The 20,237-nt window shown below is 55.3% G+C and carries 20 protein-coding genes; 6 read left to right on the top strand and 14 right to left on the bottom strand.

The genetic code is table 11. The features are described from left to right. Nucleotides 1–116 precede the first annotated feature (116 nt). A complete protein-coding gene (locus tag CHB83_RS13175; protein ID WP_045688954.1) occupies nt 117–530 on the bottom strand; it encodes a DUF779 domain-containing protein in 414 nt (137 codons plus the stop codon). A 140-nt stretch (nt 531–670) separates the two neighbouring features. Beyond that, a complete protein-coding gene (locus CHB83_RS13170) occupies nt 671–2,197 on the bottom strand; it encodes an aldehyde dehydrogenase family protein (protein WP_089332970.1) in 1,527 nt (508 codons plus the stop codon). 264 nt (nt 2,198–2,461) lie between these two features. On the opposite strand from CHB83_RS13170, the gene CHB83_RS13165 reads away from it, so the two are divergent. Together CHB83_RS13165 and CHB83_RS13160 are read left to right on the top strand one after the other, a co-directional pair. Next, nucleotides 2,462–3,385, top strand: coding sequence for an AraC family transcriptional regulator (locus CHB83_RS13165; protein WP_089332969.1), 924 nt, complete (start codon nt 2,462–2,464; stop codon nt 3,383–3,385). Between the two features lie 180 nt (nt 3,386–3,565). Further along, nucleotides 3,566–4,780, top strand: a complete 1,215-nt coding sequence (locus CHB83_RS13160) for an MFS transporter (RefSeq protein ID WP_218823178.1) — start codon at nt 3,566–3,568, stop codon at nt 4,778–4,780. A 49-nt stretch (nt 4,781–4,829) separates the two neighbouring features. Here the strand turns inward: CHB83_RS13160 and CHB83_RS13155 are convergent, their stop codons facing one another. From CHB83_RS13155 to CHB83_RS13130, 6 genes are all read right to left on the bottom strand, one after another. Then, complete coding sequence (locus tag CHB83_RS13155) at nt 4,830–5,552, bottom strand: hypothetical protein (protein WP_089332967.1); 723 nt, start codon at nt 5,550–5,552, stop codon at nt 4,830–4,832. 272 nt (nt 5,553–5,824) lie between these two features. Continuing rightward, nucleotides 5,825–6,682 (bottom strand): dTDP-4-dehydrorhamnose reductase, encoded by an 858-nt coding sequence (gene rfbD / locus CHB83_RS13150; protein ID WP_089333156.1) that lies wholly within the window; start codon nt 6,680–6,682, stop codon nt 5,825–5,827. A gap of 88 nt (nt 6,683–6,770) precedes the next feature. After that, entirely contained in the window at nt 6,771–7,676 is a 906-nt protein-coding gene (locus tag CHB83_RS13145) for a TIGR03915 family putative DNA repair protein (RefSeq protein ID WP_089332966.1), read from the bottom strand. A gap of 9 nt (nt 7,677–7,685) precedes the next feature. Beyond that, the gene (locus tag CHB83_RS13140; protein ID WP_089332965.1) at nt 7,686–8,570 is read right to left on the bottom strand and encodes an alpha/beta fold hydrolase; all 885 of its coding nucleotides are present in this window, start codon (nt 8,568–8,570) and stop codon (nt 7,686–7,688) included. 49 nt (nt 8,571–8,619) lie between these two features. Beyond that, nucleotides 8,620–8,805 carry a hypothetical protein gene (locus CHB83_RS13135; RefSeq protein ID WP_045688950.1) on the bottom strand — a complete coding sequence of 62 codons (186 nt, stop codon included), beginning with the start codon at nt 8,803–8,805 and terminating at the stop codon, nt 8,620–8,622. 58 nt (nt 8,806–8,863) lie between these two features. Next, complete coding sequence (locus CHB83_RS13130; RefSeq protein WP_089332964.1) at nt 8,864–10,132, bottom strand: putative DNA modification/repair radical SAM protein; 1,269 nt, start codon at nt 10,130–10,132, stop codon at nt 8,864–8,866. A 234-nt stretch (nt 10,133–10,366) separates the two neighbouring features. Between CHB83_RS13130 and CHB83_RS13125 the strand changes: the two genes are divergently transcribed. The 4 genes from CHB83_RS13125 to CHB83_RS13110 all read left to right on the top strand — a co-directional run bounded on the left by CHB83_RS13125 (nt 10,367) and on the right by CHB83_RS13110 (nt 14,805). Then, nucleotides 10,367–12,253 (top strand): BamA/TamA family outer membrane protein, encoded by a 1,887-nt coding sequence (locus CHB83_RS13125; RefSeq protein ID WP_089332963.1) that lies wholly within the window; start codon nt 10,367–10,369, stop codon nt 12,251–12,253. Nucleotides 12,254–12,433: 180 nt separating this feature from the next. Next, nucleotides 12,434–13,270: a CvfB family protein gene (locus CHB83_RS13120; protein ID WP_089332962.1), complete on the top strand. Its 837-nt coding sequence runs from the start codon at nt 12,434–12,436 to the stop codon at nt 13,268–13,270. A gap of 227 nt (nt 13,271–13,497) precedes the next feature. Next, nucleotides 13,498–14,163 carry an NAD-dependent epimerase/dehydratase family protein gene (locus tag CHB83_RS13115; protein ID WP_089332961.1) on the top strand — a complete coding sequence of 222 codons (666 nt, stop codon included), beginning with the start codon at nt 13,498–13,500 and terminating at the stop codon, nt 14,161–14,163. A 72-nt stretch (nt 14,164–14,235) separates the two neighbouring features. Continuing rightward, on the top strand, nt 14,236–14,805 hold the full coding sequence (locus tag CHB83_RS13110; protein ID WP_089332960.1) for a hypothetical protein: 570 nt from the start codon (nt 14,236–14,238) through the stop codon (nt 14,803–14,805). A gap of 80 nt (nt 14,806–14,885) precedes the next feature. Here the strand turns inward: CHB83_RS13110 and CHB83_RS23540 are convergent, their stop codons facing one another. The 6 genes from CHB83_RS23540 to CHB83_RS13085 all read right to left on the bottom strand — a co-directional run bounded on the left by CHB83_RS23540 (nt 14,886) and on the right by CHB83_RS13085 (nt 20,222). Then, nucleotides 14,886–15,191 (bottom strand): hypothetical protein, encoded by a 306-nt coding sequence (locus tag CHB83_RS23540; RefSeq protein WP_143437131.1) that lies wholly within the window; start codon nt 15,189–15,191, stop codon nt 14,886–14,888. 154 nt (nt 15,192–15,345) lie between these two features. Beyond that, nucleotides 15,346–16,005 (bottom strand): OmpH family outer membrane protein, encoded by a 660-nt coding sequence (locus CHB83_RS13105; protein ID WP_089332959.1) that lies wholly within the window; start codon nt 16,003–16,005, stop codon nt 15,346–15,348. Nucleotides 16,006–16,128: 123 nt separating this feature from the next. Next, nucleotides 16,129–17,229, bottom strand: a complete 1,101-nt coding sequence (locus tag CHB83_RS13100) for a succinylglutamate desuccinylase/aspartoacylase family protein (protein WP_245855354.1) — start codon at nt 17,227–17,229, stop codon at nt 16,129–16,131. 272 nt (nt 17,230–17,501) lie between these two features. Then, complete coding sequence (gene rimK, locus CHB83_RS13095; RefSeq protein WP_055562281.1) at nt 17,502–18,446, bottom strand: 30S ribosomal protein S6--L-glutamate ligase; 945 nt, start codon at nt 18,444–18,446, stop codon at nt 17,502–17,504. A 67-nt stretch (nt 18,447–18,513) separates the two neighbouring features. Next, complete coding sequence (locus tag CHB83_RS13090) at nt 18,514–18,978, bottom strand: ATP-dependent zinc protease family protein (protein ID WP_055562282.1); 465 nt, start codon at nt 18,976–18,978, stop codon at nt 18,514–18,516. A gap of 116 nt (nt 18,979–19,094) precedes the next feature. Continuing rightward, nucleotides 19,095–20,222: a PQQ-dependent sugar dehydrogenase gene (locus CHB83_RS13085; RefSeq protein ID WP_089332958.1), complete on the bottom strand. Its 1,128-nt coding sequence runs from the start codon at nt 20,220–20,222 to the stop codon at nt 19,095–19,097. Nucleotides 20,223–20,237: the final 15 nt, after the last annotated feature.

Genomic DNA, 20,237 nt, shown 5'->3' with positions numbered 1-20,237 from the left:
CTTCTTCTTTCCGCTAAACCGCTCAGAAAATACGGATTTAGCTACCGATAAACCCCATCTCGCATGGGGGTAAATACCTACCCAGCTTCCAAGAATACAACCACCTCCGTATTCTATCAATGCCTAGCTGCGGGGCGCGTCGTGTATTCCTCTCCATCATACACAGGCGCTAAGCTGCCCGATTCCTCCTGCGTAAACAGGCGCGAGCGAATGAGGAACCGGACGCCCAGCGGAATTTCCAGAGAGAAACTAGCGCCCCGGCCTTTCACTACATCTATTGTCAACTGAGTATGCTTCCAGTACGCAAACTGCGCAGCACTCATGAAAAAGTCGCAGCCATGAATTTGGCCTAGCCACACGTCATTTGTTCCCACCCGAAACTCCCCTTTGGGGAAGCACATAGGCGAGGAGCCGTCGCAGCAACCGCCGCTTTGGTGAAACATAAGCGGCCCGTGCTCATCGCGTAGCACATCAATGGTAGCTTCGGCGGCGGCCGTGGCGAGCACGCGGGGGGTAGGTTCTGCAGACATATACTTATGGAGAGTACAACTCATTGGTGATACGGGGAAGCTTACGTACTGCTTCTCCGGCGGGAAGCGAAATGGTGAGTTGACATTTTGCTGTTGGCAAAACGTCAACTCACCATTTTCACTAGCGCACCGGCTCCCGTTTAAAAGAAACCTAGCTTCTGCTGGCTGTAGCTGATGAGCATGTTTTTGTTTTGGCGGTAGTGCGAGAGCATCATCTTATGGTTCTCGCGACCGAAGCCCGAAGCCTTATAGCCACCAAAGGGGGCCCCGGCTGGGTAGTCGTGGTAGCAGTTTACCCACACGCGGCCGGCCTGAATGGCGCGGGGCACTTCGTAAAGTTCGTGAGCATCGCGGGTCCATACGCCGGCCCCGAGACCGTACAGCGTATCATTGGCAAGTTCAATGGCTTCCTCCACAGTTTTGAACGTCGTCACGGACACTACGGGCCCGAAGATTTCCTCCTGGAAGATGCGCATCTTATTGTGGCCGCGGAACATAGTGGGTTGAATGTAATAGCCTTCGGCCAAGGCGCCATCCTCCTGCGAGTAGGCGTCGCCGCCGGTCAGCACTTCTGCGCCCTCCGCTTTGCCTATTTCCAGGTAGCTCAAGATTTTCTCAAACTGGTCGTTGCTAGCCTGGGCCCCCATCATGGTTTCCATATCTAGCGGGTTGCCCAGCTTAATGGCTTTTACGCGGGCAATTACGCGCTCAATAAACTCATCGTAAATATCCTCTTGTACGAGCATCCGGGAGGGGCAAGTACAGATTTCTCCCTGGTTGAGGGCAAACATGACAGCCCCTTCAATGGCCTTGTCCAGAAAGTCATCATCGGCGTCCATCACGCTCTTGAAGAACACATTGGGCGACTTGCCACCCAGCTCCATAGTTACGGGAATCAGGTTTTCGGCGGCGTACTGCATGATGAGGCGCCCCGTAGTAGTCTCGCCCGTGAACGAGGCTTTCTGAATGCGGGGCGAGGAAGCCAGGGGTTTACCCGCCTCCAGGCCGAACCCGTTTACAACGTTCACCACCCCGGCCGGAATCACATCTTGCAGCAATTCCATCAGGACCATAATAGAGGCCGGCGTTTGCTCGGCGGGTTTCATAACTACGCAGCAGCCAGCGGCCAGGGCAGGCGCTAACTTCCACGTAGCCATGAGCAGGGGGAAGTTCCACGGAATTATTTGGCCTACTACCCCTAGAGGCTCATGGATATTCAGCGACAGCGTAGTGGCATTCAGTTCCGTGGCGGAGCCTTCCTCGGCCCGGATAACGCTGGCGAAGTAGCGAAAGTGGTCGATGCACAAGGGCAAGTCGGCCAGCGTAGTTTCGCGGATGGGCTTGCCGTTCTCCACGCACTCCACGGCGGCCAGGTGCGGGAGGTTTTTCTCCATGATATCCGCAATCTTGATCAGCATATTGCTGCGCTCCGTGGCCGAGGTCTGCTTCCAGGTGGCAAAGGCCGTGTGCGCCGCATCAAGTGCCAGCTCAATGTCTTCCTTCGAGCTGCGGGCTACCTTGCAAAACGCCTGCCCATCAATAGGAGAGATATTTTCGAAGTACTGCCCTTTAACTGGCGCTACCCATTTGCCGCCGATGAAGTTATCATAGTGAGATTTGAATTTGGGGCGCTCAACAAAGGTGGTGGTTTTTTCGAGAGTTTCCATGGGTGAGAAGCTTGGCTGTTGTTGATGCTAGCAAGGTACCCTTCTGTGGACGCCTCATAGCTCCACTATTCTCGCACAAAAGCAAGGTATTATCTCAATTTGTAACCACTTACTCACATATAACTTATCTTCACGCAACATGCTACGCAGGTGATTTGCAACGTTCTACCCTTAGCATGGTTCTTTTCTAGGCACTTTGCTACGTAGCTGTAGCAAGGCTGCAAGCAGTGCACTTGTTCTCTTCCTTTCTGCCTCCTCGCTCCTATGTCCCATCTGCCCGCTTCCATTGCCTTGCATCGCCCCGAGCAGCTTACTACCCTGGTGGAAAACCGTACGGTCTATTCCCTGGAAGCCTTCGAGCTAAACGTATTTGAGACCCACCGCATGGCCCACCAAGTGCCGCTCAGCATGGGCCACGTGGTACTGACGACGATGCTACGCGGTAAGAAAGTGATGCACCTGCAAGGCCGGCCAGCCTTCGAGTACCTGCCCGGCGAGTCGGTGGTGGTGGGTGAGAACGAAACCATGGTTATTGATTTTCCCGAGGCTGCCGAGGAGCGTCCCACTCAGTGCTTAGCCGTGGCTATTCCGACCGATACTATTCGCCAAACGGTGGATTTGCTGAACGAGGAGCAGCCCCTGGCGGAAGCAACTCACCCCTGGCACCTCGACCTACTCGACCATGCGCACTTCCAAAACACTCCGGAACTGACGGGCACGCTGGAACGGCTGGTACAGCTCTCGGCCCGCGACACGGGACGGGTGAAGGACGTGCTGGCGTCGTTTACCATTCAGGAGATGCTAGTACGCCTGATGCAAACCCAGGCTCGTCAGCTTCTTTTCCACAACTACACCCAGCACCTTACCTCCCACCGGTTTGCGGCCGTGGTTCACTACATCAAGCAGCACCTCACCGAGCAGATTACGGTAGAGAAGCTCTCGGAGCTAGCTTGCATGAGCAAGGCTACATTCTTCCGCATCTTCAAGCGGGAGCTGGGTATTACACCCGTTGAGTACATTATTCGGGAGCGGCTGGCCGAAGCGAAGCGCCTACTACGGCAGCCCCTAATAACCGTGGCGGATGTGTGTTTCCGGGCTGGCTTCAACAACACGGGCTATTTTCAGAAGATCTTTAAACAGTACGAAGGCGTAACACCGGGCGTATACAAGAAGCAGTGTGTGAGCTAGAACTTGCCCCCTTAGCCTATAGAAATATCCCCGTGTACTTCTGCTCTTGCTACGTCGAAAACAACTAGGCCGCCACCAACGACAGTAAACTCATAGTGGGGCTAAGCAACCTTCTTTGTATTTAGCGGTTCTCTGCACACACCTACGCCGTAGCCAACAGGTTGTGGCGCATTTCACTGCATGAGAGAAACCGCTTCTGCTGACGTTCATTTATCAGCAGCACCTACCCCCGCCCCTACTCCCCCCCTTGCGGCCTCCCTGGTATGGCTTATGGCCGTAACCTGCGGCCTGGTAGTAGCCAATATCTATTACAATCAGCCCCTGCTGGTAGCAATCAGCCACACGTTTGGCTTGTCGGAAAGCCAGGCTAGCTTGGTGGCTACTATCACGCAAGTAGGCTACACACTAGGGTTGCTGTTTGTAGTTCCCCTCGGCGACAAGCGGGAGCGCAAAGGCCTAACGCTGGGCCTGCTACTCTGCGCCGCCGTGTGCATGGCCGGCGCGGCCTATGCTCCCACGTATGGGCTACTGGTAGCAGCCAGTTTGCTAATTGGCGTATTTTCAGCCGTACCCCAGCTTCTCATCCCAATGGCCGCGTCCTTGGCCAGCGACGAAGAACGTGGCCGGGTAGTAGGCAAAGTAATGAGCGGACTACTAATTGGAATTCTGCTTTCGCGCACCGTAAGTGGCTACGTGGGACTACACTTCGGCTGGCGGACTATGTTCTGGGTGGGCGCGGGCCTGATGGTAGTTCTCACGGGAATTCTGTCTCGCATGCTACCCCGCAATCAGCCTCAGTTTACGGGCAGCTACGGGAGCTTGCTTAAATCCCTTGGCACCTTAACGCGTGAATTGCCGATACTCCGCCGCTCGGCCGTAGTGGGCGCCTGCATGTTTGCCGGGTTCAGTGCATTCTGGACTAGTCTCGTGTTTTTCTTGGAGAGCGATGCCTATCACTACCACAGCGACGTAGCAGGCCTATTCGGGCTGATTGGTGCTAGTGGAGCCTTTGCGGCTTCCTTCGCCGGTAAATCAGCCGACACGAAAGGAGCCGATTACGCCCTGAACCTGGGTATTCTCCTGTTTCTTGGAGCTTACTTGCTTTTAAGCTTTGGAGGCTACTACCTGCTGGGCCTCGTAGTAGGGGTCATCCTTCTGGATGTGGGTCAGCAGATGGCGCACATTTCCAACCAAGCCCGCATTTTCACCTTGCGTCCAGAGGCCAGGAGCCGCCTCAACACCGTGTACATGACTTGCTGCTTCATTGGTGCTTCTATGGGGTCTTTGCTAGGCGGCATTGCCTGGGACCATTTTCAGTGGCTGGGCGTGTGTTCTGTGGGACTAAGCTTTGTGGTGCTAGCCTACCTACTCAACCGGTTCTACGGACGAGCATAGTACCCATTAGTATTCTATGGCTAGCAAGTAGAGCAAGGCCTTATTACAATTACATCATCGGTGGACATATTTCCCATCTACCACCATCATCCTTCCAGTCACTACGAATCCAGTCCCCGTTCTTGTAGGAGCGGCTTCCCACAGTTGCCGCGTGTATATCTACTTGGTCATTGAAGAGGCCATAGAAGATAGGGTTGTGGTCTGATTCATTTACTCCATAATATAATCCTTGCAAACGTCGAGTAGCAATAGAAAAAGGCACGAACCGGTATCCAGTAAAGTATTGCTCAATTGCTTGGCACGTTGCCTCAAATGCCTCTTTATATTCGTCCTGTGGGGAAAGGGTTAAGTAAGATGTACTCCGCACGGGTTGATCGATAAGTGTAGTAACAACCTGATCCTGACCCAATACAGTGTAAAAAGGACCGACTACGCTTACAGCGAAAAATAGCTCTTTAACTAGCAACCGGTTCCCCACTGCAACTTCATCTATTTTTAGAATAGCACTATAGCATGGATGCTGACCGTAGGTAGTACTCATACTAGGAAATCCTACGGTATCCGCTATCTGTGCCGTAAATTGAGTCCATTTAGCGTATTGAGCCTCATCTTGGATAGCAGTAACTATTTGATTCCCCAATTCCTTGTAGCCGGGGTAGCTCCACAATTCTGCTATATCATCGTATTGAATAGTGATTCCTAGTGGATAGTATTTTTTAAGATGCTCATAGATAGGCCAGTAATCGTATTTTGAAGTAGCAAATCGGGACATAGTAACAATGGTTTGAGTGTAATGAACAAGGACTTGCTTTCACTACTCTGTTCTTTGTAATTATAGCTACCTAACAGGCATAATCATTATGTCAATCAATATAATATGTCTAGCATTAGTAGCACTGCTGCGGTTTTGTAGCATAGCAATACAAGCTGTTCTCACGCAAAAAGGCCACCATTACTTACTGAGTAGTGGTGGCCTTTTCGCTTGGCAATATCTATCAGGCTTACAGCCGTTTGCTAGTTTTAGTAGTTACCTAGCAAGAGAGGCTATGCTTCTAATCGGCTGATGCACACCTTCAAACTATCGCGCCAATGGGGGATGGCAACGCCAAGCTGAGTTTTAGCCTTGGTCTTATCCATCACGGAATACGCGGGCCGCGTGGCTTTGGTAGGATATTCGGCAGTACGGATGGGTACCGTACGAACTGCTACGTTGCCTAACTCGAAGATAGCGTGGGCAAAATCGTACCAGGATGTAACGCCCTCGTTGCTGTAATGATAGATGCCATACTGCTGGCTCTGGCTTTCGATGATGCTAATAATGCAGCCAGCCAAGTCAATGGCATAGGTAGGCGTACCTACCTGGTCCCAGATAATGCGCAGCTCTTCCCGCTCCCGACCCAGCTTCAGCATGGTTTTCACGAAGTTGTTGGCGTACTCGGAGTACAGCCAGCTAGTGCGCAAAATGAAATACTGATTGGTATGGGCTGGAATAGCTTGCTCACCTTCCAGTTTGGTGAGGCCATACACGCTAATAGGAGCAGCTTCATCGGTTTCGACGAGGGGCTGATTGCCAGTGCCAGCAAACACGAAATCGGTGGAAATGTGGATGAGGGTAGTACCATATTCGCCGCACAACTTTGCTAGATTCTCGGCGCCGTCGCGGTTTACTTTGCGGGCAATATCTATGTCATCCTCCGCTTTATCTACAGCAGTATAGGCGGCACAGTTGATGCAATAGGCTGGCTTGTACTGGGCAAAAGCCGCTTGCAACATTCCCATATCTAGAATGTTGGCTTGCTCCTCCGGCAAGAAAACTAGCTCTGCCGTGTTGCGCTCGGCCACCACGTGCTTTAAACATTGCCCAAGTTGGCCCGAAGCCCCGAAAACGAGTGTGCTACCCATATACTGCGTTAAGTGGAGGCACACCATACTCGTTGTGTGCCTTGGTTAAGGGCCGCAAATTACCTCTTTTGTCGTACGGTCAGTGCCTTTATCCAATGGGTTTCTTGTTCTTAATGGGCTCGAAGCGCTGCTCGCGCGGCTGTTTTTCGCTGAGGTAGCGCCAGTAACGCAGGGGCATGTGGCGGCGGTGCAGCTTCATATTTTTGCGCTCTGGTATGTTCACGTGGTCGAAGTAGGACTGCCAAAGCAACTTGAACAACGGCTCCCGCTCATCGAGCACGGTGGCAGAAATATCGGTATTGCGCTGGGGGCCGCTACTTTCAAATTCTACTATATCGGTGCGCGTGAGGTCGTAGTACAGCCCGTAGCGGCGGCGCTGGTCGAAGATCAGCCAACGCTGGTCGGCGTAACGTTTGGTGAAGTGCGGCGCAATCAGGGGCAGCACATCGAAGTCTGGGTCGATGGTTGCGTGGAATAGCCCGTCGCTAGTTTTCTCGAAACGCACGAAGGCCTCCATCCGGTGCTTTTCGCGGTACATTTGCTGGGCAATGCCAGCTATGCGCCGCACATTGTCGTCGGCATAGTTTTCGGCAATGTCGCGGCCGGCACGCATGGCAAGGTCAGCATAGCGGAAAATCAGAAGCTCTCGGTCCGGCTGTTCGCTCAGAAAAGCATGAAATAACCGCGTGCGCGCTTCCTTATCCATGTAGCGCAACAGGCCTTCCCACACCCGCGCGGCCATGGCCTCATCGGTATCTATTTGCACGGGCTGCGCGAACAGGCCACCTTGTACGGCACCCAGCGGCTGAATGCTATTCGGGGCCGACTTCCGGTCGTAGACCTGAAATAGTACCGTTAATAGTCCCTCAAACGAGCCGTCGTAGGCGTAATCCAGTGGTGGGTTAATGAGCTGAGGCGCTTTCGCCTGCGTTCTAACGGCCCCGGTAGAGGTAGCCGCTTTTCCCGAAGGAACAGGAGTGAGGGAATGACTCATTGGAGTGCGTCAGGCGGAAAAGGTATCCAAATCAGCTTGCAGAAAACGGAGTAGCAAGCTGTTTACTGCATCAGGCTCTTCTTGGTGCAGCCAGTGGGTAGCATGGTCAACGTACGTTAGCTCCACTTGCTCGCATTGTTCGGCGCTCAGCTGGGCCAACACTGGCTCTAAGAAGGCATCTTTACGGCCCCAGAGGATGCGCACTGGCAGCGTAATCTTGCCGGCTTTCCCTACCTGCCCCGCCTTGCGAAAGGCAGCTCGGTACCAATTAATCATACCGGTAGGGGCCCCAGGCTGCGACCACGCCGCCACATACTGCCGCAAGTCATCAGAAGAAAACGTACCCGGCCGACTGGTGCCGCGCAGGGCGCCACGACCAAATCGGAAGCCTTTTCGCTTGAAAAGTCGCTCGGGCAGCCAAGGCAATTGGAAAAAGAAAATGTACCAGCTTTTCAACAACTGGCGTGGCGTGCGCCTGAGTGCGCGCCCCAGTACGGCCGGGTGGGGCACGTTCAGGATAGCAACCCGCGTGAGTCGCTCCGCATGATTGGCCGCAAGCCACCACGTGACGGCCGCACCCCAATCGTGACCAACCAGGGCCGCTTTCTGCTGGCCCGCTGCATCCAGCAACCCCAGAATGTCTGCCCCGAGCTGATGAATGCGGTAGTCGGCTACTCGTGGTGGTTTTTCGCTGAGATTATAGCCGCGCTGGTCTGGCACCCATACGCGGTACCCAGCCGCCGCCAACACCTGAATTTGGTGGCGCCAGCCGTACCAAAACTCAGGAAAACCATGCAGCAGCACTACCAGCGGCCCCTGGGCAGGTCCGCTTTGTACTACGTGCAAAGTAATGCCGTTGGTCTGGACGAAATGGTGTTCTAACTCGTGTTCCACCTTCTACCCTACCCAGTCCAGCAGTACAAGGTTGCGGCTTCTTGGGGCACTAGGCCGCCTCCGACTGCTGGCCGTTGCGGGCCGCATTACGCCGGGCGGCCTCTTGGTGCATCTGCCGTACTAGCGGCAACAGGTCCGAGAGCTTACAGCAGCACGCTACCCGGGCTACTTTCTGGGGTTTCTGTGGGTCGAAGGAAGCGGCCGACGCGTCGGCGGCGCGATGAGAAATAGTCATGACGGAAGTCAGTTGACAGGAGCCGGCGGCTTACTAGTATTGTACCGCCGGCCCTAGGTTAAGAAGCTTGGGCAAATAGATCGAGTTGTTGCGTAACGAGAGCAGAGCGGACGGAACCTGCTCCGAAGAGAATCTGACGCCGAATAGTTTGCTCGTCGTAATCACGCTTTTCCAGGGCTTGCCCGCGGCAAGTCAGGAAGAACTTAGCACGCTTGAGCACTACCCCAAACTTGTGCAGATGGTCGAGGGTGACGGGCGAGAACCGGCGCGCGGCCACAATGCGCTTGGCCGAGCGCGCTCCGACCCCCGGAATGCGCAAAATCATCTCGTAATCGGCCGTGTTTACATCCACCGGAAACACGTGGCGGTTGCGCAGGGCCCAGGCCAGTTTGGGGTCAACCTCCAAGTCGAGGAAGGGATGCGCGGGGTCCAGGATTTCGTCGGCCTGAAAGCCGTAGAAACGCATAAGCCAGTCGGTTTGGTAGAGGCGGTGCTCCCGTATCAGCGGGGGCTGCGTCACCTGTGGTAGGCGTGCATCATCGGTTACGGGAATGTAGCCGGAGTAATACACCCGCTTCAGGCCGTAGCCTTTGTAGAGCGAATCAGTAAGGTTGATAATCTGCAGGTCGTTTTCCGCCGACGCTCCCACGATGAGCTGGGTGCTTTGGCCAGCGGTAGCAAACTGCGGTACCTTCTTGAATAGTGCCTTCTCCTCTTTATTCTGCACAATGCCGTCCCGGATTTGGGCCATTGGAGTCAGAATCTCCTGGTAGTTTTTCTCCGGAGCCAGCGTCGTCAGGCTCATTTCCGAAGGCAGCTCAATGTTCACGCTCAAACGGTCGGCGTACAAGCCGGCTTCCTGAATCAGCTCCTCAGAAGCACCAGGAATAGCCTTTACGTGAATGTAGCCGTTGAACTTGTGCTCAGTACGCAGCTTCTTGATGATGCGCACCAAGCGCTCCATGGTATAATCCGGCGAGGAGAAAATACCGCTACTTAGGAACAGCCCTTCGATGTAATTGCGACGGTAGAAGTTCATGGTCAGATCCACTACCTCGTCTACCGTGAAGGCAGCGCGCTTCACATCATTGGAGCGGCGCGACACGCAGTAAGCGCAATCGAAGATGCAATGGTTGGTGAGCAAGATCTTGAGCAGGCTCACGCAACGGCCGTCTTCGGTATAGCTATGGCAAATCCCCATGCCCTCGGCATTGCCCAGCCCTTTGTCCTCGTTCTTGCGCTTGCCCCCACTGCTAGAGCACGATACATCGTACTTCGCGGCGTCTGCCAAAATACTTAGCTTTTCCTGAATGCGCTGGTCGTTCATTGGGCCGATTTATTGGCTTAAAAATAGAGTTATGCGCGCACTTACGCAATATCTACTAAGGCTAAATTCGTTAGAAATGTTCCGCTGCGCGCAGATTTATCCACCCCTTTTATCAACTCCTAGTCTAGGCCCTCCTGTTCTGCTTCACAGGGCCTTTCTATGCGTGCAATTGCGCATAAAAACGCGCTATTGGCGTATCTTGCAGTAGCAAGTGGTAGTGGCTTTTTCCCGAATATGCGGTACCTAGTACCCTTTTATTGGTTGTTGTGGCTCGGCCTGCTGGTTGTGGCTAGCCCTGTCATAGCTCAACAGGCCGACACAACCCGCCTAACAACTCGCCCCGACTCCCTACGCCGCCGCTTCGATGAAGAGCGTTTGCTCAACGGCCTGAAGGCGTACACCAAGCGCAAAACCATAGCGGGCAAAGCCGCGTCGGCGCTGTTCAATTTCACTGAACGGCGCGAAGACCGGGCGGGCCTTGACGCCGTGCTGCTCGACCGACAGTTTGATCGGCACAGCTACAAGATTGTACGCAGCATCGACATTCAGACGCTCGATGCCTTTGGGTTCAGCATCTCCGACTCCACCCGCCGGCCGCGCAACTTCATGGAGAAAACCGGCAACACTTTGCACATCAAAACCACTCGGTCGCGGGTGCGGCAGGTGCTGCTGTTTCGCATAGGCGAAGAATTGGAGCCCCAAGCCCTGGCGGAGTCAGAACGCTTACTCCGTCAGACGTCGGAGTTGTTAGATGCCCGCGTGTTCGTAAACGAGCGTACTACTACCGCCGATAGCGTCGATATCCGAATCATTACCAAGGATGTGTTCAGCATCAGCGGCTCGTTTCAGCTGCGCGATGTGGGGGCCGGCGTAATAGGCTTGCGCGACGTGAACTTCCTCGGGCAGGGCCACCAAATCCGAAACCGCTATGAGTACGGCCGGACGGATGTTGGGCCCGGGGCCCAAACTTGGCGCTACAACGGCAGTTATCTGATTCCTTTCCGAAACTTCTTCTACGGCCAAGCTCAGTACCGCAACGAAACGCGCAATCAGGAATCGACGCTGCGTTTCTCCCGCGACTTCTTCTCGGTAAACACGCGGTACGCCGGGGCCATAAGCTACCGATATGTAGACCGCCTACTGGCAACGGGAGGCACGGGCTCAGAAACTGAGCCGTACATATTCAGCCCTATGCGCTACAACGAGCAGGACGTGTGGGTAGGCCGGGCGCTACGTCTCAAAAGCTACGACTTAGGCTACGAGAACCCAGGACGCTTCATTGTTTCGGCGCGTAGCATCCGCACCTTCTACAGTGCTAAGCCTGCTCTCGACTTGCACAATGCCAACCTGATGCTGGCCACCGTAGGCTACAGTGTACGCCGGTACTACAAGGACAAATATCTGTTTGGCTTTGGCCGAACGGAGGACATACCAACGGGCACGCTGGCTAGCCTCACTACGGGCTACGAGTTCAATGAGCAGGGCGACCGGCGCTACTATGGTTTCCGGCTGGGCTATGCCGGCTACCACCCCCAGCGGGGCTACTTGTACATGAACGGCGAATTTGGCAGCTACCGCCGCGACGGGCGTTGGCAGCAGGGCGTACTCACGGGCGAGGTACTGCTGTTCACGCGCTTGTACCATACGGGTAACTACCAGTGGCGCCACTTTTTTTGGCAGCGCAGCAGCATTGGCCTCAACCGCCTTCCCGACGAGCGGCCCTTGTCCATTGATGGGGAACGGGGGCTGCGCGGCTTTCAGCCGGGCACTATTTTGCTGGGCAGCAGCCGCGTTACGCTCAATTACGAGGCCACGCTGTTCACACCCGTCTCGTTCCTGGGTTTCCGGATGGCGGGCATTGCCTTTGCCGATGTTGCCTGGCTTAACTCCAACAACCTCAAGCAAGCCCTCCCGTTCTACGATGCTCCCTACATGGGTTTTGGCTTGGGGCTGCGCTTCCGCAATGAGTACGCGGCCGTGCGCACCTTCCAAATCAGCTTTGGTTTCTACCCCCGCGGCATGAGCGCACCCAATGGCATCCGTATTTTTGAAAACTCCCGTGCCTATTACGACTTCAGCGACTTCAGCTTTAGCTCGCCCGGCGTAGTGCGCTACCAGTAGGCCCCGGGAAGAACCCCAGGAAGAGGACGAAAAATTGCTGGCTTCGCGCGGGTTCTTCTCACCTTTACACCACGTATACAAGACTGGGCACAGTACCAGAGCGCCCACCTGGCTTCGGTAAACGCCGCCTGCCCCTGGTAGTGCAGCCTTTTGATCCTTACTTCTCTTTTTTGATTGCAGATGAACCTTGGTGATTTCAACGACCTAGAGGTAGCCCGCGAGGTAGATTTCGGAATGTACCTGACTTCCGACGATGGCGACCTGCTGCTGCCGCGCAAATACATTCCCGAGGGAACCCATGTGGGCGACATTGTGCGCGTATTTGTGTACCGCGACTCGGAAGACCGCCTCATTGCTACGAACTTAGAGCCCTATGCTCGGGTAGGCCAGTTTGCGGCGCTTACCGTGCGCGATGTAACGCCGAACGGCGCTTTTCTCGATTGGGGCCTGGAAAAAGACCTGTTCCTGCCCTACCGCAACCAGCGCCGCAATTTGCGCTCCGGAGAGCGGGTTACAGTATTCGTGTATCTGGATGAAACCACTGACCGCATCGTGGCCTCGGCCAAGTGGGAGTGGTTTCTAAGCGAGGCCCCATTCCCGGGCAAAGCCGGTGACTCTGCCGACCTGTTTGTGGCCGAGGAAACTGACTTGGGATACAAAGTCATTGTGGATGGTACGCATCAGGGCCTACTCTACCACAATGAGGTATTCAAGCCCCTGCGCCTTGGCGATGTGCACACGGGCTACATCCGGCAGGTGCGCCCCGACGGCAAGCTGGACCTAAGCCTGCAGCGCCCCGGCTACGATGAAGCCTTAGCCGCCGCCGACACCCTACTTGCTGCTCTGCGCCAAGCAGGTGGCTCCCTCCCACTGGGCGACAAGAGCGAGCCCGACGATGTGTATCGTCGGTTGGGCATGAGTAAAAAGGTGTTTAAAAAAGCACTAGGCTCTCTCTACAAGCAAGGCGTAGTAGAGCTGGCACCAGAGAAGACCACCCTTGTAACTCCGGGCGAATAGTGTTTTCGGCTTAGATTTCTACTTCCGGGCTGCTGGCGCGCTGTGCTGGCAGCCCGGAGGTGTTTGCAGGGCTTTCTAGCTACTACCCTGGCCTGAGTAGGCAACTGCCACAGAACTTTCCGCATCCATTAGCTAGCAGGTGGGCAACAGCAGAATGGTACACGTACCAACTTAAGCGCTACTGCCGTTTCCTGTCTTTGCTTTTTGCTGATCTATGCAGTCTCCGTATGCAGAAAACCGCACTCATTGCTGGTGCCAGCGGCCTTATCGGGAGCCAGCTGCTGCCCTTGCTGCTCGCTTCCAACCGGTATAACCGGGTTATTGTAGTGGGCCGGCGGCCGGTATTGGTAGTTCATCCCAAGTTAGAGCAGCGCCTCCTCGATTTCGACCACCTCGAAGACCACCGCTTCCAGCTTATCGCCGATGACGTGTTCTGCTGCCTAGGTACTACTCTGCGCGAAGCTGGCTCCAAGGAGGCCTTTTACACGGTTGATTATCTATACGTTGTGAAGCTAGCCGCCCTTACGGCCGGCAATTTTGCGGCTCAGTTTCTGGTCGTATCGGCCCTGGGCGCCAACTCTCACTCCCGGTTCTACTACAGCCGGGTAAAGGGCGAAATGGAAGAGGCAGTGCAGCAAGCCCCCTTTCGGGCTATTCATATTTTCCGGCCTTCTTTGCTGCTGGGCCAGCGCGCCAGGCCACGCACTGGTGAGCGAATAGGGGCCTTCATATTGCGCACCCTAGGGCCTATTTTGCAAGGACCACTACGCAAGTACCGCGCTGTGGGCGCCGATACCGTAGCGCATGCTATGCTAAGCGCCGCCGAAGCATCTAGCGTAGGCACACAAGTGCATTCCTCTACCCCAGCACGCCTAGCTTCCAGCGGATTATAAATAAGACTAGCCGTATTCCCAGCCTGTTTGTACTTTTGCCAGACACTAATTTTTATCCATTCCAGTTTGCGCATGAAGCGTTTAGTTTTTGGTATGCTGTGCTTAGGGCTGCTAAGCTCAGTTGAGGGGGCACATGCACAGAGCAAAAAGAAAAGTGGTGGCAGCGGCTCAGGCTATACTACCGGTATCGGCCTACGGGGCGGAGGCTGGTCTTCGGGCCTCACGGTAAAGCACTTCCTGAGTGGTAAGAACAATGTGGCATTTGAAGGCCTACTCACCCGAGAATATGCCGCACGGGGTGGCCGTGTCACCCTATTACTGGAAAAGCACCTACCAGTATCCGACTTTAAAGGCCTGCAATTTTACTACGGTGCGGGTGCCCATATCGGCTCCTACCAGGGCCGCTACTACTTTGAAGATGTACGTTTCCGCCGGGGCAAAAAGTACTCTTTCTACAACCGCTACTGGTACGATGATACCAACTACATTGTAGGAGGCGCCGACCTTATCTTAGGTCTAGAATACAAAATGGAAGACCTGCCCTTCGTTATTGGGGTTGACTACAAACCTTTCTTTGAGGTGTTTGATGGTTACACCGGCCTTTACAACGATGCAGCCGTCAGCCTGCGGTTTGCTTTCTAAGTAGCAATCCTACGTAAGCAAAGAGGCCCCACTGCAATGCAGCGGGGCCTCTTTGCTTACGTAGGATTGCGCGGGTATTCTTACCTGGGTCGGCTGCCGCGGTACGTCCGCCCTGGATGACCATGATAGTAAGGCCGAGGTGCGGGTGCCACAATAACCCGACGTGGGTGGTAATAAGGCCGCGGGTAGGCGCGGTAGTAAGGGCGAGGATAGGGCCGGTAGTATGGGTCGGGGCCCACAACAACGCCAGTGCCCGCAGAGGTTACGCAACCAGAAAGCGAAGCCGCGGCCAACAGAAGTACGAAGAGGAAAAAGGGAAATTTCAGGTAGTTTTTCAGGGGTCGGAGAGCTACTAGGTTGGTAGTGCTTACGTTTCTTTGACGCATTTCCAAGGCCTAGGTTTAATACCACCTACCCTACCCATAGCAAGTAATTCGTCCTCAACCGAAGTGCATGGTTGCTCACTCCCACCACAAAAACGGCCTCGTCGAAGTATCTCGACGAGGCCGTTTTCTATACCGTACTGTAACGGGCAGAAAGCTATTTTTTCTTGCTGCTGTATTCCGTGTTGAGGTGCTTGAGCACGGGAGTTGTAATGTCCAAGTCCTTCCGGCCATACGCAATGGTACCGCTAGGAGCCGCTATCAGAATCAGACGGTAGCCGTTCTGCTTGCCGTACACTTCCACCTGCTTGTTGATGCGCTCCAGCACTTGCTGGGTCATCTTAGCTTCCTCTTCTTGGGCCTGGCGTTGCAGCTTTTCCTGCTCTTGAGCCACCTGCATCTGGCGTCCTTGCAATTGCTGCTCCGTAGCAGCGCGCTGCTCGGCGGTCAGGCTAGCGGCTTGCTGCTGGTACTTCTGCACAGCGCCCTGAAAGCCCTGCACCATCTTTTGGTTTTGCGCCTCCCAGCGCTTGGCCTTGGCTTCAAAGCTCCGCCGCGCATCCTTCATACCTTGGTACCCATCTAGTAACTTGCTGGATTCCACATAAGCTACTTTCTCGGTATCGGCTGCGGCAGTCAGGTCAGCGGGGTCCTCAGTAGCTATGGCAGAAGAAGTAGCGGAGTCGGAGGGTGCGGTGGCAGCTACCGGCTTCTTTGGGGTAGTGGCAGTAGGCTGGTTGGCAAAGTGCAGGTAAAACAACACGGCCACGGCAATGACCAGCACGGCATTGATAGCCAGTTGGAGAGAATTTTTCATCGAAATGCAAAAAGAAAGAAACGTCTAGCGGCTCGTAGGTTCTGAGCCCAACCAGAACCCAAAGAAACAAAGCCCCGCCGACTATATCACTCACTCCGCAACAATAGACTGGTAGTAGGACGGTTACTCGCCGTGGTTGAGTTCGTCCTCGCCATCCAGCTCGTCTTCCTCCTCATCGGGCTCGGCATCAGTGGGGAGAGCGGGTTTCTCATCGTATGGAGCCGCCAGATCCAGGCGGGTAGGCGTCACGTCGGTGCGACCCACGTGTACAAGCGCATCTCCCTGGTTGACCACTGGCATGTGGTTGAGGCCAATGATGTAGCCCGCTACTGGTGCTTCCAGCCGCACCGACCGCTCTCCGTACGGGTCCGATACAGTGCCGTACACTTGCCCTTTCTCTACGTAGTCGCCCAAGTGCACGTGGCTACGAAATAGCCCAGCGTAGCGGGCGCGCAGCCAGGAAGAACGCATACATACCACGCTAGGCCGCGCGGGAAGGGCTGCCTCAGCTACCATCCCTAAATGCTGCAACAGCCGGAACGTGCCCGCAATGGCTTCGTCGATACCGTTTTCATCAAGCCGCAACGACTCCCCAGTTTCGAAGACGATAATGCGCTTTTCCAGCTGCATAGCCGCTTCCCGTAGTGAGCCGGGCCGCAACGCCGCGTGCAAGGTGAACGGAGCACAGAAGGCCGCCGCAAGCGCATCGGTTTCGGCATCCTGCTGCAGGAGGCACCTGATCTGGGGAATATTTGCGCGCGTGGCGCCACCCGTATGAAAATCAATGCCGTAATCAATCAAGGGCATGATTTCGCGCATGAACCGGTGCGCAACCCGGCTAGCCAACGACCCGCGGGGGTTACCGGGAAACGAACGGTTGACGTCTTTGCCATCCGGAACTTCTCGTGAAAAGTTCAGGAACCCGTAGATGTTGAGGATGGGAATGGCAATAATGGTTCCGCGCAGGGGCTGCAGCATGTCCCGCCGAATGAGGCGGCGAATCGTTTCGATGCCATTGACTTCGTCGCCGTGCATACCAGCCATAAGCAGCACCGTGGGGCCGGGCTGCTGGGAGCGAAACACGTGCACCGGAATATCGATTACCGTCCCCGAAGGGAGCCGCGAAATTACCAACCGCGTCAGCACCTGTTCGCCGGGTTTGATGGTTAAGCCATTCAGCAGCAGGTTGACGGGGGCAAGGGCAGTAGTTACGGAATCAGGCAAGGCAGTACGAAATGGCTTCAAACCTGCACTTTAGCAAAAACCCGGCCGACTATATAGTGTTCCTCTTACACCTCACCTCCCACTAGTCTCCTGGGCTCGCCCTGCACGTAAGCCAGCCAAGAATAAGAACGCGCCCAAACACCGAGCAAAGCTGGAACGGAAAAGCGGGTCATTCGCGGCCTTCGTTTGCAACCGAAAAAGCCATCCTTCACAGTGCAAACGTGCTTTGTAAAGGATGGCTCTCTTAACGAAAAAGTAAGCAGCTAGTACCGTTAGTCGGGTTGGCTATCGGGCAGCACTTCCGAGCTCTGGGGCTTGGTAGTGGCCTTTTTTACTTTCTTCTTCTGAGCTATTTCGGCGGTATATTCAATGATTTTGCCCGCAATATCGAGGCCGGTTGCTTTCTCAATACCTTCCAAGCCCGGTGAGGAATTTACCTCCAGCACTAGGGGCCCCCGCTGGCTTTGCAACATATCGACGCCGGCAATACCTAGGCCCAGGGCTTTAGCGGCCAGCAGGGCCGCTGCCTTTTCGGCCCGGCTTAGCTTGACGAGCGTGCCCGAACCGCCCCGGTGCAAGTTGGAGCGGAATTCGCCCTCCTTACCCTGGCGCTTCATGGCCCCTACTACCTCACCATTGACGACGAAGGCCCGTAGGTCGGCACCCTTGCTTTCCGCAATGAACTCCTGCACAATAATGCGGGCCTTCAGGTTGTGGAACGCTTCAATAACCGATTGTGCCGCTTTGGCCGACTCAGCTAGCACCACGCCGAGGCCTTGGGTGCCTTCCAGCAGCTTGATGATGACCGGAGCCCCACCTACTTGCTGAATCATTTCCGGCACCTCATCCGAGTAATTAGTGAAGGCTGTTTTGGGCATACCCACGCCCGCCCGACTGAGGATTTGCATGGAACGCAGTTTGTCGCGGCTGCGCACAATGGCTTGGCTTTCGACGGCTGTGCGCACCTTCATCATCTCAAACTGCCGCACTACCGCGCAGCCATAAAACGTCACGGAAGCCCCGATACGAGGAATAATGGCGTCGAAGCCTTCGAGCTTTTGGCCTTCGTAAATAATACCTGGCTTGCCTTTTTCAAGAACCAGGTTACAGTGCAAGTGGTCTACTACCACGGCTTGGTAGCCACGCTGCTCGGCAGCCTCTACCAAACGGGTAGTGGAATAAAGCTTCGGCTCGCGCGATAGAATCGCCAGTTTCATTAGAGAGGGTGCTTGAAGGATAGAAGGAGCAGAAGCGCGCACAAAGATACGGGGCAAAACCTCCGCCTTAGCGGCTTGCGAGCTGACTTTTATAGGACACATTACGCCGGGCCACATCGACCACGAAACGGGCCTGCCGCAGCAATACCCGCCCTATGAGCACTGGATAACGCATATCAGAACGGTCGGAAAGCGAAAACTCCGTGTCGAAATCTTCACCAAATAGCCGAATTGCAGCGCGGATAACGTAGCGTTCCTGCACGTCGCCGTTGGAGCTTTTGATGTCGCGTAAGGAAAACTGCGCAAACTCCATGGGCGTGCCATCAAAGTTGGAGTGCGAGGGGTCTAGCAGCAGCACGTGCAAGCGTGGCCGGCCGTCGGGACCGGTTTGTACGTGGATGTTGCTGCAGTGAATGGCACCGGTGTAGGCACCGGTATCTATCTTGGCTTCTACCCCCCACAGGTGAAAGTGCGGAAAGTCTACCAACTCCCGACGCCCTACCGTCCGCTTGGATGCGCGCTGCGTTTTCATGAGTGGCAAGTAAAGCCGAAAATGTGAGATGGAGAAATAAGAACCTACCACCGAGGCTGCGCCACTAGCGCACCCATCCAGTAGGCTCTCTTTTCTCCATCGCACTTGGGTACTACTTATCCTTTGTAGCTGATGCGGTACACCGCGTCGTTCTGGTCGTCAGACACCAGTAGGGAGCCATCGGGGAGCACCAGCAGGCACACAGGCCGGCCCCAGGGCTTCTGTCCTTGCAACCAGCCGTCGGCAAAGGTTTCATAGCTCACGGCTTGCTTGCCCGTTGCATCGAGCTTCACGAGGCTGATGCGGTACCCGATTTTGTTGCTACGATTCCAGGAGCCGTGTTCGGGAATAAAAATCTGGTTTCTGTACTGGGCCGGAAACTTGCTACCCGTATAAAATTTCATTCCTAGTGCCGCCACGTGGGGCCCCAGCTTGCGGGCGGGCTTGGCATAGGTAGCCGCCGACTTACCTTTGCTTAGCTCAGGGTCGGGCACGTCGCCGGCAAAGAAGAAGGGGAAGCCGAAGTGCAGTCCAGCATTGGGGGCGCGGTTCAACTCGTCGGACGGCAGGTTGTCGCCCAGCATATCCCGGCCGTTATCCGTGAACCACAGAGCCTTGTCCTTGGGGCTCCAGTCGAAACCAACCGTGTTACGAACTCCGTAGGCGAATATTTCCAGTCCCGTACCATCGGCATTTAGCCGGTTGATAGTACCATAAATTGGATCTTCGGGTAGGCAGCTGTTGCACGGCGCCCCCACGGGCACGTACAGTTTGCCATCGGGCCCGAAGGAAATGTAGCGGTAGCCGTGCCAGTCCTTGTTGGGCAGCTTATCGTACACGACCACCGGCTTGGGCTTCTGACGCAGGCGCTGGGCAATGTTATCAAAGCGCACGATGCGGTTAATTTCGCCCACGTAGAGGGCCCCATTGCGCACGGCTACCCCGTTGGGCGCGTTCAGGCCCGTAGCAATTGTTACTACCTCATCGGCGCGGCCGTCCTTATTACGGTCGGGCAGGGCAAATACCTTGTCGTCTTTGGTGCCCACGTACACGGTGCCATCGGGGCCTACTGCTAGTTCGCGGGCACTTTTCACGCCTTGGGCAAAGTAGCTGATGGTAAAGCCGGCCGGCAGCTTGATTTTGCTCAAGTTGGCATCGGCAGCCGGCGCGGGCGGACCAGGAATGAAAGCGGTGAAGGCCAGCGGAGCCAGCAGTAGCAGGGGAAGGAAACGGCGGGTTTTCATACTGCCACAAACTAC

The sequence above is a fragment of the Hymenobacter mucosus genome, assembly GCF_900188255.1.
Taxonomy (GTDB): Bacteria; Bacteroidota; Bacteroidia; order Cytophagales; family Hymenobacteraceae; genus Hymenobacter; species Hymenobacter mucosus.
The sequence above is the reverse complement of the archived record's forward strand: the minus strand, read 5'-3'. Positions and strand labels throughout refer to the sequence as shown.